We start from the raw sequence: 15,271 nt of genomic DNA on the forward strand, positions 1-15,271 counted from the left end.
ATCATTGGCATAACAAACATGTTATGCGCTTTTGGCAGGAGCTGGGACAAACTTATAATTTAGGTCTTTACCTTCTCCAAACAAGGTAACGAGGTTCCTTCCAGTATGTTTAGAGCTATATAGCGCTTCGTCTGCTTCAGCAAGCGCCTCTTGAAGTGATTGCCCCTCAGATAACTGACTGATACCAAAGCTCATGGTCACTTCAGTTTTAAATGATTGCAAAGCGGTTTCAGTTTCGACCGCAAGGCGAATTTGCTCTGCGACAATTTTGGCTTGTTGTGCTTTTTCGAGCAAAACAATCATGAACTCGTCACCACCAAATCGCACAATGCAGGCTGACTCAGGAAGATGCTTTTTAAAAATAGTGGAGATCGTTGCCATGACGGAGTCGCCAACCGTGTGACCATAGTGATCATTAATCGCTTTGAACTTGTCGACATCAGTCATAATAATGCTGATTGCTTGGCTTTTTTTATGTGCTTTACTAACCAAGTTTGGAACGATTTCTTCCATGGCTCGACGATTATATAGCCCTGTGAGTGCATCTAAATGAGAGAGATCATTTATGGATTGCACCAAGCGTCCGTTAATTAACCACAGCATACTAAAGCTCAAAGCAACGATCAGGCAGATGCTAAATAAGAAAGTCAGCTGATGGATAAGGCCTGCGACCATAAAACTTGGTAACTCACCTGAAAAAGTACTCCAAAGCGCCCTAAATCCCATAAAAAAACTAAATCCAAAGAAAGAGTAAGCCATTGCTTTAACAGGGAGCTTTAAGTCCTTTTGGGTACCTTTAAGCATGGCGACACCACTAAAGAAGGTGACGATACAAATATACATGCTCAGATAAATAATGCGGCTTTTGATAGAAGGGTCATGGAAGGTGAAATAGTAAAATGAACCACTGAAAACAGGTGTTAACAAGGTAAGACAGTGAGCCAATTTTAAAGGATATTGACGAAAAATGCTTACGCTATATAGCGTAAGCAAGAAGCCGACTAATATGAGAGTGTTGGCTATGACGATGGTCAGCCAGTCTGGCGCAGAGCCTCTAAAGCCAAGTAAAAAAGGGCCTAAACCAATAAACAGTAGTGATATCGAGAAGGTTTTTAAGCCTTTGACTCTACCCTGAGTGTATTGATAACAAAGCAGACTAATAGAGTAAATGCAAGAGAACAGAATAACGATAAAGTTCAGTGTTCTGATGTCTAGATACTGATTATCCATAGGCGACCCATATCAATCTTTCATTCAGGCAACTCCTTTGCCTGATATCAATAAGCGAGCTACATAGTAACGCACTTATTGAGCGATGTCTTATGTTAAACGGCTATTCATTCACCAGCTCGAATTGTTCGGTTTGGTTGGTTTTCGTCGTAAACAGCAGACCAACAATCATCATAAATACGCTAGGCACAATCCAGCTAGCAAAGTCATTGTACAGAGGCATGTAATTACCCATCCACTCATCAGTGGAACTTGGCATGTAACCTAGGATGTGCAGCGCATCAACACAACCAAACATTAGAGCAGTGAACGCGGTTGCGACGACCATGATTTGCGACATCTTGTCGCGCACTGGTGCCATGATCATCAATGCAATCGCTACTGGGTGAAGCGCCACAACCGCTGGTAATGTGATAGCCAATAGTTGCTCTAGACCTACGTTGGCGATCAAACCAGCCAATACCATGGTCGTGATAACGCAGCCTTTGTAGTTCACTTTGCTGAAAGTGTTGTCGTAAAACTCACTGCCTGCTGTGGTTACGCCGATAGCAGTAGTCAAACACGCCAATACCATCACGGCACCTAGTAATAGTGAGCCAAATGCGCCGAAGTGGCTGAAGGTGAATGCCGTTAAAATGTCGCCACCATTGCTGAACTCAGAACCCAAGTATGAGCTTGTCGAACCAATGTAAGCCAATGAGATGTAAACAAATGCCATGGCAACCGCGTACATCAAAGCTGCAATTAGCGTGTATTTTGCGGTCGCTTTCGGGCAATCTACACCCATGCTGCGAATCGCACGGAAGATGATCCAACCAAAACCGATAGAACCTAGCGCATCCATGGTCATGTAGCCTTGGGTCAAGCCTTCAGCAAATGCACCAGATAGGTATGGTCCCGTTGCGGCAGTTAGCTCACCTGCAGGAGAAACCAAAGCCGTCACAGACATGATGATCAAGATTGCCATCAAGGCAGGCGTTAAGATCTTGCCTAGGTTGTCGACCAATTTACCCGGATATAGGGCAAATAGAATGGTGATAGCACAGAAGGCAATAGTGAAAGGCACCAAAGCTGCATCACCAAACATTGGCGCAAAGCTAAATTGGTAAGCCACGGTAATTGCACGTGGGATCACGAACGCAGGGCCAATCACAATAAATACCATCACCCAAAAACTGGTCGCCAAAGGTTTAGGTAGGGCGGCGGTTAATTTGTCTGAACCGTTTACGATAGCCACCATCACCAGTGCCATCGCAGGCAGACCTACACCCGTCAAGAGGAAGCCAGACATCCCGCTCAGAAAGTTTTCACCTGCTTGGTAACCCAAAAATGGAGGGAAGATCAGGTTACCCGCGCCTAAGTACATGGCGAAAGTCATGAAGCCCAAAGCGGCGATATTACGTGCGCTTAACATTGTTATTCCTCTTATGTTTCGCTTGGAAGAAACTGAAAGGAATGGAAGGAGTATGTGGTGTTCCCGTCAGCTTCTTCTCAAGCTGACAGAAAGTTTAGATATAGCCTGTCAGCTCTGAATCAGTTTCAGAGAGAGCAGGAGGATCGCAGCAGCAACGCCAGATGGGCGTTTTAAAGCGAATTGTGATTGCGCAGTTGCTGACATGGGTAATCCTTAATGACGAAAAAATACCAAGGAATACGTTTGCCTTGGTGTGTTGTTACACTAACGAACATAGGGCTATTGGTACAACCCCGAAGTAGAAAATAAGTTGATACGGTCAATGTTTGTTTCTGAACTGGTGGATCGAGCTGCTTTTTAAATTGAAAATCAGAATAAATGACTTTTCATTTCTGTAACATGGCTTGCTTTGCTGTATTTTTGTGCTATTTGAAGTCGTTTAGGCTATAAACCTTAGCTGATAAAGTGAGCAGTTTAGAATGATACGCTTTTTCTTCTTATTGTTAAGATGCTCATTAGTTGCAGTTCAATCCAAAATTGCATCGGCAAAATATTGCTTATTAGTGAATCGTGCATTTATTTTGTCTTGATCACATTTTATTAACCTTTTGCGATCTAGGCGTACAACCTTCTCATCTTAGATAGGCAAGATCTTGCTCATTGCTTTGCTATCAAATCAGCAGAATCTTGCTCATTTTTGATGTATTTCAGCTCTTAGTTCAATAAATACAAAGGTTTAAAAGTTGGCATTTCAATTGCTCTAGGGAATGTGTTGTTAATAAAGGTTTAACATGATGTAAATCCCCAATCGTGAAACGACTACACGGAGAGTAATAATGAAAATGAATAAGCTGGTAAAAGCTTTGGCTGTCGCTGTGACTTCTTTTGGTATTGCTGCTAACGCTGCGGCAGAAGATCGTAGCTACATTCTTGCAACGGCATCGACAGGTGGTACTTACTACCCTGTGGGCGTAGCGTTGGCGACGTTAAGCAAAGTGAAATTGGCACCAAAGCACCACTTCTCCCTTTCTGCAATCAGCTCTGCGGGCTCTGGTGAAAACGTCAAACTGCTGAACGAAAACGAAGCACAGTTCGCGATTCTACAAGGCCTTTACGGTGCATGGGCTTGGTCTGGCGAAGGTCCTTATGAGAAAAGCGGTCGCCAAGAGCAGCTGCGTTCAGTCTCTATGCTGTGGCAAAACGTTGAGCACTTTATTGTTCGCTCTGACCTAGCAAAAACGGGCACAGTGACTGACCTGAACAACCTAGATGGCAAGAAGTTCTCTATCGGTAAGAAGAACTCAGGTACTGAAAACTCTGGTCGCCAAATCATGAAAGGCCTGAAGGTCGACCCTGATAAATTCAATCTTGCTTACATGGGCTACGGCGGTAGTGCGAGCGCACTTCAAAACGGCACCATTGACGGTATGAACACGCCTGCAGGTGTACCTGTTGGTGCGGTTACTCAAGCTTTTGCTGCGCTGGGTAAAGACATTTCGATTCTTTCGTTTACTGACGAACAAATCAAAGAGGCGAACGGCAATTACAACCTATGGACGAAGTACGAGATCCCAGCGAACACGTACCCGGGTCTAGATAAGCCGATTACCACCATTGCACAGCCAAACTTCTTGGCAGTTCGTGAAGATATCTCGGAAGAAGACGTTTACCAGCTAACCAAAGCGATCTACGAGAACCTGCCTTTCCTACAAGGAATCCACAAAGCAACCAAAGCAATGGCGATTGAGAAAGCGATCGCTGGCTTGCCAGTGCCTCTTCACCCAGGTGCGGCACGTTACTACAAAGAAATGGGCATCGAAATCCCATCAGATCTAATGGCGAAATAACGCTAACTTGGCCCCGAGTTTCGGCTCGGGGCATTTTATCCCTACCGATTTCTAAGATGGAAAAAGCCGCCAGAGCTTGGAGTATGAGATGAGCGACTCAATAGAAAAGGAATTGCAGAAGTTTGAGCTGCCCACGCGCACTGATTTTCCGTGGGTAACCACCACAATTACAGTGTTTGGCGTTGTGTTGTCTGCTTTGCACATTTGGTTTAACACCTTATCGACGTTACCAGAGTTATGGATATCCGCTACCCACTTTGCTGGCTTTGCGGTGATTTGTGCGCTTTGGTATCCGGCTCATATCTCTCTCAAGCAGAGTAAGATTGCACTCGGTATCGATGTGTTAATTGCTATGGGTGCGGTCGCGTGTTTGCTCTACATTCCCTATGCCGAAGATGCGCTCTACGAACGTGGCGTGAAGTTCGTGACCAGCGATTGGGTCTTCGCCATCATGGCAATCCTGATTGTGATTGAGCTTATCCGACGCACCATGGGCTGGTTTATTCCAGTGCTGATTGTGGTGTGTCTGAGTTACGTTGTGCTTTGGGGTAAGTGGGCAACAGGCATTTTCCATTTCCCGGGTTTGAGCATGGAAACCTTGCTCTACCGCAGTTTCTATTCTTCTGAGGGTATGTTTGGCTCTATTTCGCGCATCAGTTGGACATTCGTATTCATGTTCATTCTGTTTGGTGCGTTTCTCGTTCGTTCTGGTGTAGGTGATTACATCATCAATGTGGCACGAGCTGCGGCAGGCAAAATCATCGGTGGTCCCGGTTTTATTGCGGTGATTGGTTCGGGATTGATGGGCTCAGTATCGGGCTCAAGTGTGGCAAATACGGTTTCCACCGGTGTTATCAGTATTCCTTTGATGCAAAAAGCGGGTTTCCCTTCGCGCTTTGCAGCGGGGGTTGAAGCTGCGGCGTCGACAGGTGGTCAGTTGATGCCACCAGTGATGGGCGCGGGTGCTTTCATCATGGCGTCTTACACGCAAATTCCTTATGTCGATATCATCGCAGTTTCTTTCATTCCTGCTCTTATCTATTTCTTGTCTGTTGCGTTCTTTGTGCGTATAGAAGCCAAACGCAGCGGTGTTCAAAAAATCACGACCAGCGATGAATCTCTATTGAAAGTGTTGATCAGCGGTTGGCACAACCTTATCCCACTGGTGGTATTGGTTACTTTGTTGGTTCAAGGCTTTACGCCAACTTACGCTGCTGGCTTATCGATCATTTCAGTAGTGGTGGCGTCTTGGTTCTCGAAAGATCACAAGATGGGACCAAAAGCGATCATCGAAGCACTTTCGCAAGGCGCGAAAAACATGGCGACAACTGCCGTATTGCTGGTGGGTATTGGTCTGGTGATCAATGTGATCAGCACAACGGGTATCGGCAACACGTTCTCACTGATGATCGACGGTTGGGCGAATGGCGACTTGTTCATCATGATCGTTCTGATTGCACTCGCTTCTCTTGTTTTGGGTATGGGTTTACCTGTAACAGCGGCGTATATTGTATTGGGAACACTGTCTGCCCCTGCGCTTTACAAGTTGATTGCAGAAAACCAATTGCTTGAATTGATGGTATCGGGTCAATTGCCTGAACAAGCAAAAGCCATCTTTATGTTGGCGGCGCCAGAAAAGCTGGAACTGCTTAATGCGCCAATGGCGTTGGAAACCGCGAAAGAAATGGTGGCGCTAGTACCTGCTGACTTTATGGAAACCCTACTAGAGCAAAGTTTGGGTATGGAAGCGGTAGGCTTGGCATTGCTGGCTGCTCACCTCATCATCTTCTGGTTATCGCAAGACAGCAACGTAACGCCTCCAGTGTGTTTGACCGCCTTTGCTGCGGCAACCATCGCTAAAACACCGCCAATGCGTACCGGTTTGATGGCATGGAAAATCGCTAAAGGTTTGTATCTTGTACCGCTGCTGATTGCTTACACAGGCTTAGTAAGTTGGGATGTAACGTCGGTAATTACCGTGGGCTTCTTCGCCATCATCGGAACCTATGCATTGATTGGTGCGATTGAAGGCTACTTGGAAGGTCCTCTAAACATTCTGACGCGTCTCTTGTTGGTACTGGTGGGTACATTGCTGGTTTGGCACGACATCCCAATGTTGGTTCGTGTGGCAAGCTGTGCGGTATTTGTCGCGGTGTTCATTTACAGTGGTCGCAAGTTCAAATTGCAACAATCTCAACTATCGGTTTTATAAGAGGTCGTATGAAATCAGTCTATGACTACATCATTGTTGGTGGCGGTATCGTTGGTGTGTCGACAGCATGGCAACTGCAGCAACGTCATCCAGACAAATCCATTTTATTGGTTGAGAAAGAGTCCGGTTTTGCCAAGCACCAAACCGGACACAATAGTGGCGTGATTCATGCCGGGGTGTACTACGCTCCGGGCAGTTTAAAAGCCGACTTTTGTAAGCGTGGGGTAGAGCGAACCATTTCGTTCTGTGCTGAGCACGATATTCCGGTGGAGAACTGTGGCAAGTTGTTGGTTGCGACTAATGAGCAAGAAGTCGAACGCATGAATGCCCTCTATGAGCGCTGCCATGTCAACGGCATCGACGTAAAGCTACTCGATGAAGTTCAACTCAAACTGGCTGAACCAAACATCACAGGCTTGGGCGCGATTTATGTCAAAACCACCAGTATTGTGGACTATCGTTTGGTCACTGAGCAGATGGCGGAAGAGTTCAAAAAGCTCGGAGGTCAAATCAGCCTGAGAACCAAAGTGGTGGCTGCCGAAGAGAAAGACGAAGAAGTTCAATTGACCTGCATTGCAGACGGGCAAACCATGCAGCTCAATGCCAAATTCTTGGTCACTTGCAGCGGCTTGATGGCGGATCGTATGACTAAGATGATGGGTATTCCAACCGATTTCCAAATTATCCCTTATCGTGGTGAATACTACCGCTTAGATAGCAAACACGACCAAGTGGTGAATCATCTTATTTACCCAATTCCCGACCCTGATTTGCCATTCTTAGGTGTCCACCTGACTCGCATGATTGATGGCAGTGTGACCGTTGGTCCAAACGCGGTGCAAGGCTGGAAGCGAGAAGGGTACGACAAGGTTAACTTTAGCCTGCAAGATACCATGCAAATGCTCAGTTTCTCCGGCTTTTGGAAGGTGACACAAAAGCATCTAAAAACCGGACTGGATGAGTTTAAGAACTCGTGGTGGAAGCCGGGTTATCTCAAGCTGGTCAATAAATACTGCCCAAGCATCAAGGTCGATGATCTCAAACCATATCCTGCGGGTATTCGTGCGCAAGCGGTGTTATCCGATGGCACTTTGGTTCATGACTTTTTGTTTGCCGAGAGCGCAAGAAGCCTGCACGTTTGCAACGCACCCTCACCCGCAGCGACATCTGCGATGCCCATTGGGGAGTACATTTGCGATAAAGTGAATGAAAAGATAGAGGCGAAAACGGTATAAAACAAAGGCGACGTAAAAAACAAAGGCGACGTAACGGTCGCCTTTATTGTATTTGAATCTGGGATTTAGGAGTTGCCATCTTTAGGGCAGAGTTCCCCTTTCTTTGCGTGTCTTTCTATCATGTAATCGCCTCGGGCACTGTGCAATACAATTGCATTCCAGACTTGACCATCTTGCAACTCGAACTCAAACGCATAATGGGTGCCGCCGACCATTTTCGTTCTCACCTCATGAATTGCTTTCAATTTATCATCGGCATTCATTTGATAAAGCACCATGTTGAGTGAGCGTCTGGCGTCAGGAGTTGCCTCAGCAAGTTGCCAATGGCTCTGTTCGTTTGTTGCGGAGCAAATAGACCGCATTTTACTTTTCATGGCGGATGACATCTGCTTGTCTACGGCCAATGCATTTGGTGAAAACAGTGGAACCGTCAAAGGAATCAAAGTTACCAGAAACCGCTTTAAGGTCATAAAAACACTCCGTTGTTTTACTCTTGCTTGAGTATAGACCTCAATGGCTTCAGATGTGGTGCAGTAGACTCTGGGCCTACAATATCGCAGTTCGTATCAACGAACTGATGATAAACAAGGAGACCACGCTTGCCAGCCAAATGCCAATGAACCACAAAATGGGTTTTAGTTTCATCAGTGATATCCTTCTCCACGTTTCATCTTGCCGCGGAAAACCCAGTACGAATAAGCCGTGTAGGCTATGATCAGAGGAAGTAATACCACCGCACCGGCAAGTAAAAATGCCAAACTCTTATCTGGCGCGGCGACGTCTTGATAAGTGAGTGCGAATGGGACCAAGTAAGGGAATGTACTGACACCGAAACCCATCGCGGACACAAGAAACAGGCCGATCGCAAGAACGTAGGCTCGGACGGCTTTGTGGTCGAGTAAGGCTTTGAATAACTGCCAAATAAGTGCCGCAGCAATAATTGGTAAAATGAAAAACAGTAGCGAGTTTGGTAATGAGAACCAACGTTCAAAGACGATATTTTGGCTCAATGGCAGCCACAAACTGGCGATGAATATACAGGCTACCATCGCTAGTCCCCATCGTCGCGCGACCACGTAATAGCGCCCCATCAGCTCTTCTGGAAGCTTGATTAATAACCAGCATGAACCGAGCAGAATATAAGCACAAACAAGCGCCAGGCCACAAAATACGCTAAATGGTGAAAGCCAATCAAACCATCCACCTGCGTATGCTCGTTCACTAACCTCTATACCTTGGAGCAGGGTTCCGAGCATAATGCCTTGCATCAATGCCGCGGTGAGTGAACCAATGAAAAAAGCGCTATCCCATAAAAACTTTCCGCGTTGTGTTCGGAAGCGATACTCAAAAGAAACCCCGCGCAGAATTAACCCGAGCAGCATTAAAATCAGGGGAGCATAGAGTGCTGGCATAATGACCGCGTAGGCGAGGGGGAACACGGCAAAAAGCCCACCACCGCCAAGAACTAGCCAAGTTTCATTCCCATCCCAAACAGGAGCGATGCTGTTCATCATCATGTCGCGCTCTTCATCGTCATTAGCGCTGAGGAATAGGATACCAATACCGAGATCAAAGCCATCTAACACGACATAAATCAGAACGGCGAGCCCAATCAAAGCGTACCAAATTAATGCGTAATCCATGAGTTAGCTCCTAGGTTAGATGGTTAGAATGTGTGATGGCATCGGTTTTCGTGCCATCAGGAAGTCGGCTATCTAGACCTTCTTCATATCGAGTTGGAGACTTACGCATCAAACGTAGGAGATAGAAGAAGCCAGCTCCAAAAACCACAAAGTAAACCACGATGAACGCCGTCAGGGAGACGCTCACCGCGGCGGCATCAATAGGCGATGCCGAATTGGCTGTGGTTAAAAGACCGTATACGGTGTAAGGCTGTCGACCGACTTCGGTAGTTATCCAGCCTGCTAAAACTGCAATGAACCCCGCTGGGGCAAACAGCACACAAATACGTTGAAGTGCCCTCGAATCAAAAAGTTTGCGACGCTTTCTTAGCCAAAGGCTCCACAAACCAATAACAAGCATGCCAAAACCAAGCGCGACCATGACTCGGAAAGACCAGAAAACGATAGAGACAGGAGGGTGTTCCTCCTCTGGAAAAGCATCTAATCCCTTCACTTCACCGTTGAGGTCATGAGTTAAAATCAAACTACCGAGTTTGGGGATTTCCAGTGCGTATTCCATGCGTTTTTCTTCATCGTTAGGGATACCGAAGAGGATCAATGGCGCGCCTTGGTGAGACTCATAGTGCCCTTCCATCGCGGCGACTTTGGCGGGTTGATGTTCAAGGGTGTTTAAACCATGCATGTCTCCAGCAACGATTTGAATTGGTGTCACGATGGCAGCCATCCACATTGCCATCGAGAACATAATTCTGGCTAGAGGGTTATGGTTTGCTTTTAGCAAGTGATAAGCGGCAACGCCGGCTACAACAAAAGCAGTAGTAAGGTAAGCGGCGAGCAACATATGAACGAGCCGGTAAGGGAAGGAAGGGTTGAAGACAATCGCCCACCAGTCTTCTGGGATAAACTGTCCGGCTTCGTTGATACTGTAGCCCGCTGGTGTTTGCATCCAACTATTAACAGAAAGTATCCAAAACGCAGACAAAAACGTCCCGAATGCAACAATACAAGTCGCGGCGAAGTGAAGCTTCTTACCCACCTTATCCATACCGAAAAGCATCACGCCTAAAAACCCCGCTTCGAGGAAAAACGCAGTAAAAACTTCATAACCCATTAGCGGGCCTAGGATTGGGCCTGTTTTGTCGGCAAACACGCTCCAGTTAGTACCGAATTGATAGCTCAACACGATGCCACTCACCACACCCATACCAAAACTGATGGCAAAGATTTTGAGCCAGTACTTATAGATTTGCATGTACTGTTTGTTGCCCGTTTTTAAGTACAAGCCCTCTAATACAGCGAGATAACTTGCCAAACCGATCGTAAAAGCTGGAAAAATAATGTGGAAAGAGACAGTAAAGGCAAATTGGAATCTAGCTAGGTCAATGGCGAGTGTGTCCATGAGCGGTCCCTTTTTCGTTGGATAAACTGTTCGCTGGATTTAAAGAGGAGACAGAAGAGTGGCGAACAAGGTGAAATACGAAGAAGGAAGACGAAGAGATTAAAAAACGATCGCTTTTTACACATGTGCGTACCATCTTTTAGATAAAGGAGGAGTGTTATGAGCCTTAAACATTACTTTGAGAAAGCGACACCTAAGTTTGGTCCAGGTGGGAAGTATCACAAGTTCTACCCACTTTTCGAAGCTGTCGAAACCATTTTTTACACGCCTGGTAAGGTAAACCAGGGCATGACTCACGTTCGAGATAGCATCGATTTAAAACGTATTATGATCATGGTGTGGCTGGCGGTCTTCCCTGCCATGTTCTGGGGTATGTACAACATAGGCCAGCAAGCGAGTGATGCCTTGTTGTATGGAATGGAACAAGCCTCAGCTCAGCAAGCGCTTGTTTCTTCATGGCAACTGAGTTGGGTATGGGGCTCGTTAGATGCGGTTTCACAAGCGGGGTGGGAAAGTAAAATGTGGCTTGGTGCTACTTACTTTCTCCCGGTTTATGCGACGGTGTTTATCGTTGGTGGTTTCTGGGAAGTTCTGTTTGCTATTGTGCGAAAGCATGAGGTGAATGAAGGTTTTTTTGTCAGCTCTATACTCTTTGCGCTGATCCTTCCTCCGACAATTCCACTATGGCAAGCGGCTTTAGGTATCACTTTCGGTATTGTTGTGGCGAAGGAGATTTTCGGTGGTACTGGACGAAACTTCCTAAATCCAGCTTTAGCAGGGCGAGCGTTCTTATACTTTGCCTATCCTGCCAACATGTCCGGTGGTGCTGTGTGGGTCGCGGCTGATGGTTACTCTGGCGCTACTCCACTTAGTCAATGGTATGAAGGCGGGCAAAGTGCTTTGATAAATAATATGACAGGACAAACAATTTCATGGGGAGATGCTTTTGTTGGTAATTTACCAGGCTCGATGGGTGAAGTCTCTACGTTGTTGATCGCACTAACAGGCTTGGTTCTCATCTTTATGAAGATTGCATCGTGGAGAATTGTTGCGGGCGTGTTGGTCGGTTTAATCGGAGCTTCATTACTATTGAATGCGATCGGTTCAGACTCTAACCCCATGTTCTCCATGCCGTTCTACTGGCACTTCGTGATTGGTGGGGTTGCGTTTGGTACCTTCTTTATGGCGACAGACCCTGTCTCGGCAGCTTTTACCAATAACGGGAAATGGACATACGGAGTATTAATCGGCGTGATGACGATTTTTATCCGAGTGCTGAACCCGGCTTATCCAGAAGGCATCATGTTAGCGATTCTATTTGCTAACTTATTCGCGCCACTTTTCGATTACCTAGTCAAAGAAAGTAATATCAAACGCAGAATGAAAAGGGCGAGACCTTCTTAAAATGAGGGTGACCTCACTGAAAATTGATTGAAAACTGCACTATATTGAAAAGGTCAGAGACATGGGGTTTCTGACTTTTTATTTTTATCAGGAGGACGAAGACGATGAGAATAAAGGATATTCTCGATAGCCGTTTGGTGCTGTCGTTCTGGTATAACCTAGACTACTGCTTGTCTCTTCTTAGTAAAATCTCTTCTCGTTGATTTCCTCAATGCAATCGCATTGAAAAGCATTCTATCTATTTGTTTTTTAGTCTTACGTGAAACTGCGTAGGGCAATGCGTATAAGGAAATTAACAATGAAACGTATTCCAGAACCTTTCCGTATCAAAATGGTTGAGCCAATCAAAATGACGACTTTGGCAGACCGTGAAGTCGCGTTAAAAGAAGCGGGCTATAATCCATTTCTTCTTCGTAGTGATGATGTTTATATCGATTTGCTGACTGACTCTGGCACTGGTGCCATGAGTGATAATCAGTGGGCTGGCATCATGATGGGGGATGAATCCTATGCGGGGAGTCGAAATTACTACAACCTGTGTGATGCAGTGGAGCACTTCTTCGGTTATAAGCTCACCGTGCCTGCACACCAAGGGCGTGGTGCCGAGCAAATTTTGTTCCCAGCTTTGATTGAGCGTATGCGTCAGGTGCGTGGTGGCGAAACGCCAGTATTTATCTCGAACTACCATTTTGATACCACAGCGGGTCACATTGAACTCAATGGCGGTAAAGCGATTAACGTGGTAACGGAAGAAGCATTCGACACCACTACGCCTTATGATTGGAAGGGCAATTTTGATATCGATAAGCTGGTGGCAACAATTGAAGCGCACGGTTCGCATAACATTTGTGCAATTATCACCACGATTACTTGTAATAGCTCCGGTGGTCAGCCTGTGTCGATGGAAAACATGCGCAGTGTGTACGAGATTGCAACCAAGTACGATATTCCAGTGGTGATTGACTCGGCTCGTTACTGTGAGAACGCCTACTTTATCAAGCAGCGTGAAGCGGGTTACGAGAATAAATCGATTCTGGAAATCATCCGTGAGATGTACCAGTACGGTGATATGCTCACCATGTCAGCTAAGAAAGACCCGATGGTAAACATTGGTGGCATGTGTTGTATTCGTGATCATAAGGAGTTGTTCCAGGCGGTGCAGACGCGCTGCGTACCCATGGAAGGATTTGTAACATACGGCGGCATGGCTGGGCGTGATATGGAAGCGCTCGCTCGCGGTTTGTATGAAGCCGCGGATGAGGATTTTCTTCACTATAGAATTAGCCAAGTTCAATACTTAGGTGAGCGCTTACGTGAAGGCGGTATTCCGATTCAATACCCAACGGGTGGTCATGCGGTGTTTGTGGATGCCGCTAAGATTTTGCCACATATTCCAGCGGATCAGTTTCCTGCGCAGGTATTGTGTAATGCTTTGTACTTGGAAGCGGGTATTCGAGCAGTAGAGATAGGATCGTTGCTGCTTGGTCGAGATCCGGAAACGGGTAAACAAAAAGTGTCAGAGCTTGAGTTGATGCGTTTGACCATTCCACGTCGTGTCTACACAAACGATCATATGGATTACATTGCGGATGCGATTATCGAACTGAAAAATCGTGCACATGAGTTAAAAGGGCTCACTTTCGAGTACGAGCCACCAGTGCTGCGCCACTTTACTGCTCGATTTAAAGAGATCGATTAACTCAAGTTTAAATCTAGATAAGCAAAAGGCCGCGAGTTTCGCGGCCTTTTTCGATTCGTTTATTTCTTAGCGTTACACTTACGCCAACTCTAATGTGATGCGAACGAACTGGTCGTCTTGATACTGCACTTCATAATTGAAGGTACCACTGGCGTAAATGCTGCCAAGAAAAAGTGAACGTTGACTCATTGGTCCGCGGAACAGCATCGAAATAGGAGCGATTAGGGCGTTATTATCATCGAAGTGCTGATTTAAGTTCTCAGAAAGCACACACAGCAAACAGCCGTGTTGGTCGTGAGATAAGTCGACGTCTTCCGGTCGAGATAATAACACGGTAGTCCCCAGTTTCTTCTCAATCTCGTTGATCAGCAGCAAGTAGCTATCTAGATCGGGTTGAGGGTTGCTGGGTTTGTCTGCACCGACGCAGCGCTCGAGTAATGCTTCCAGATTTCCGTTCTCACCTTTTGCCTGCTGAGTCAAAGATTTTAACGGCTTTTTAATCAGCTTATAGCGATTACTCTTCAGTTTTGGTTTCAGCCATTTCTGAAGTAAGTCATTACGTTCTTTAAGGGAGAGGCCATGCGAGGACGCGTGAATTTTAAAGTGCAGGTGTAATAAAGCGTGAACCGCAAGCTCACTCAGAAGTTGATTAGCATCTGTAGACTGTCTTGCCTGCTTAGAACTTTGCATTACACTCGAACAAAATTAGGGAAGAAGGATAATGGTGCCGAGAGAGGGACTCGAACCCTCACACCAAAGGCACTAGCACCTCATGCTAGCGTGTCTACCAATTTCACCATCTCGGCATCATGATGCTCTGAATACTCAGAGGCCTCGAAAGAAGCAACGCGAATTGTATAACCAAAATCCACCTGTTGGCGAGAGCAAAATGACGAATTTTGGCTCTTTCGAGTTTGATTGCATATTTATTGGTCACTTTTATGTTTTTTACCATCAACGCCTATCCTTATGCCCTTACTTTTATTAATAGTATGACGACAAAAGAGTACTTTTGCCTAAATTTTGAACGCTTGAACGTTTGCGTAAATAAATGTGATGAATATCTCTTTTTGTTGGCTATACTTGCGTCCCGTTTAAGCGGGAATTAGGGTTTAGTTGTTCAGGACCCTTACCCATACAAGCCGTCACATGGAGCAGGCCAAGCAACATGCTCGCCAGCAGTGAATG

Annotated in this window: 11 protein-coding genes and 1 tRNA gene; 5 read left to right on the top strand and 7 right to left on the bottom strand. The window is 46.0% G+C overall.

The features are described 5' to 3' along the window. Positions 1–21 precede the first annotated feature (21 nt). Together R8N49_RS15420 and brnQ are read right to left on the bottom strand one after the other, a co-directional pair. The gene (locus R8N49_RS15420; RefSeq protein ID WP_005374203.1) at positions 22–1,230 is read right to left on the bottom strand and encodes a GGDEF domain-containing protein; all 1,209 of its coding nucleotides are present in this window, start codon (positions 1,228–1,230) and stop codon (positions 22–24) included. 103 nt (positions 1,231–1,333) lie between these two features. Continuing rightward, complete coding sequence (brnQ, locus tag R8N49_RS15425; RefSeq protein WP_186585529.1) at positions 1,334–2,644, bottom strand: branched-chain amino acid transport system II carrier protein; 1,311 nt, start codon at positions 2,642–2,644, stop codon at positions 1,334–1,336. An 836-nt stretch (positions 2,645–3,480) separates the two neighbouring features. On the opposite strand from brnQ, the gene R8N49_RS15430 reads away from it, so the two are divergent. The 3 genes from R8N49_RS15430 to lhgO all read left to right on the top strand — a co-directional run bounded on the left by R8N49_RS15430 (position 3,481) and on the right by lhgO (position 7,938). Next, entirely contained in the window at positions 3,481–4,491 is a 1,011-nt protein-coding gene (locus tag R8N49_RS15430) for a TAXI family TRAP transporter solute-binding subunit (protein ID WP_005374185.1), read from the top strand. An 88-nt stretch (positions 4,492–4,579) separates the two neighbouring features. Beyond that, complete coding sequence (locus R8N49_RS15435) at positions 4,580–6,703, top strand: TRAP transporter permease (protein ID WP_186585528.1); 2,124 nt, start codon at positions 4,580–4,582, stop codon at positions 6,701–6,703. Between the two features lie 8 nt (positions 6,704–6,711). Next, positions 6,712–7,938, top strand: coding sequence for an L-2-hydroxyglutarate oxidase (gene lhgO / locus R8N49_RS15440; protein ID WP_186585527.1), 1,227 nt, complete (start codon positions 6,712–6,714; stop codon positions 7,936–7,938). Positions 7,939–8,003: 65 nt separating this feature from the next. Here the strand turns inward: lhgO and R8N49_RS15445 are convergent, their stop codons facing one another. From R8N49_RS15445 to R8N49_RS15455, 3 genes are all read right to left on the bottom strand, one after another. After that, a complete protein-coding gene (locus R8N49_RS15445) occupies positions 8,004–8,408 on the bottom strand; it encodes a hypothetical protein (RefSeq protein ID WP_054574501.1) in 405 nt (134 codons plus the stop codon). A gap of 174 nt (positions 8,409–8,582) precedes the next feature. Then, positions 8,583–9,581 carry a cytochrome d ubiquinol oxidase subunit II gene (cydB, locus tag R8N49_RS15450; RefSeq protein ID WP_005374173.1) on the bottom strand — a complete coding sequence of 333 codons (999 nt, stop codon included), beginning with the start codon at positions 9,579–9,581 and terminating at the stop codon, positions 8,583–8,585. 10 nt (positions 9,582–9,591) lie between these two features. Next, the gene (locus R8N49_RS15455; RefSeq protein ID WP_017635517.1) at positions 9,592–10,980 is read right to left on the bottom strand and encodes a cytochrome ubiquinol oxidase subunit I; all 1,389 of its coding nucleotides are present in this window, start codon (positions 10,978–10,980) and stop codon (positions 9,592–9,594) included. Positions 10,981–11,139: 159 nt separating this feature from the next. Here R8N49_RS15455 and R8N49_RS15460 point away from each other — a divergent pair, with 159 nt between their 5' ends. Continuing rightward, positions 11,140–12,384 carry an NADH:ubiquinone reductase (Na(+)-transporting) subunit B gene (locus R8N49_RS15460; protein WP_318190013.1) on the top strand — a complete coding sequence of 415 codons (1,245 nt, stop codon included), beginning with the start codon at positions 11,140–11,142 and terminating at the stop codon, positions 12,382–12,384. A gap of 298 nt (positions 12,385–12,682) precedes the next feature. Continuing rightward, entirely contained in the window at positions 12,683–14,083 is a 1,401-nt protein-coding gene (locus tag R8N49_RS15465; protein ID WP_053307136.1) for a tryptophanase, read from the top strand. A gap of 78 nt (positions 14,084–14,161) precedes the next feature. Here R8N49_RS15465 and R8N49_RS15470 read toward each other — a convergent pair whose 3' ends face one another. Both R8N49_RS15470 and R8N49_RS15475 read right to left on the bottom strand, forming a co-directional pair. Next, on the bottom strand, positions 14,162–14,773 hold the full coding sequence (locus tag R8N49_RS15470) for a DUF2913 family protein (protein WP_005374167.1): 612 nt from the start codon (positions 14,771–14,773) through the stop codon (positions 14,162–14,164). A gap of 32 nt (positions 14,774–14,805) precedes the next feature. Continuing rightward, positions 14,806–14,889 (bottom strand) — tRNA-Leu (locus R8N49_RS15475). Between the last annotated feature and the right edge of the window lie 382 nt (positions 14,890–15,271).

The sequence above is a fragment of the Vibrio sp. 1978 genome (assembly GCF_033344345.1).

Bases quoted from the DNA above. Each gene is read 5' to 3' on its own strand.
- R8N49_RS15420 (WP_005374203.1), bottom strand. From the start codon at position 1,230: ATGGATAATCAGTATCTAGACATCAGAACACTGAACTTTATCGTTATT.
- brnQ (WP_186585529.1), bottom strand. From the start codon at position 2,644: ATGTTAAGCGCACGTAATATCGCCGCTTTGGGCTTCATGACTTTCGCC.
- R8N49_RS15430 (WP_005374185.1), top strand. From the start codon at position 3,481: ATGAAAATGAATAAGCTGGTAAAAGCTTTGGCTGTCGCTGTGACTTCT.
- R8N49_RS15435 (WP_186585528.1), top strand. From the start codon at position 4,580: ATGAGCGACTCAATAGAAAAGGAATTGCAGAAGTTTGAGCTGCCCACG.
- lhgO (WP_186585527.1), top strand. From the start codon at position 6,712: ATGAAATCAGTCTATGACTACATCATTGTTGGTGGCGGTATCGTTGGT.
- R8N49_RS15445 (WP_054574501.1), bottom strand. From the start codon at position 8,408: ATGACCTTAAAGCGGTTTCTGGTAACTTTGATTCCTTTGACGGTTCCA.
- cydB (WP_005374173.1), bottom strand. From the start codon at position 9,581: ATGGATTACGCATTAATTTGGTACGCTTTGATTGGGCTCGCCGTTCTG.
- R8N49_RS15455 (WP_017635517.1), bottom strand. From the start codon at position 10,980: ATGGACACACTCGCCATTGACCTAGCTAGATTCCAATTTGCCTTTACT.
- R8N49_RS15460 (WP_318190013.1), top strand. From the start codon at position 11,140: ATGAGCCTTAAACATTACTTTGAGAAAGCGACACCTAAGTTTGGTCCA.
- R8N49_RS15465 (WP_053307136.1), top strand. From the start codon at position 12,683: ATGAAACGTATTCCAGAACCTTTCCGTATCAAAATGGTTGAGCCAATC.
- R8N49_RS15470 (WP_005374167.1), bottom strand. From the start codon at position 14,773: ATGCAAAGTTCTAAGCAGGCAAGACAGTCTACAGATGCTAATCAACTT.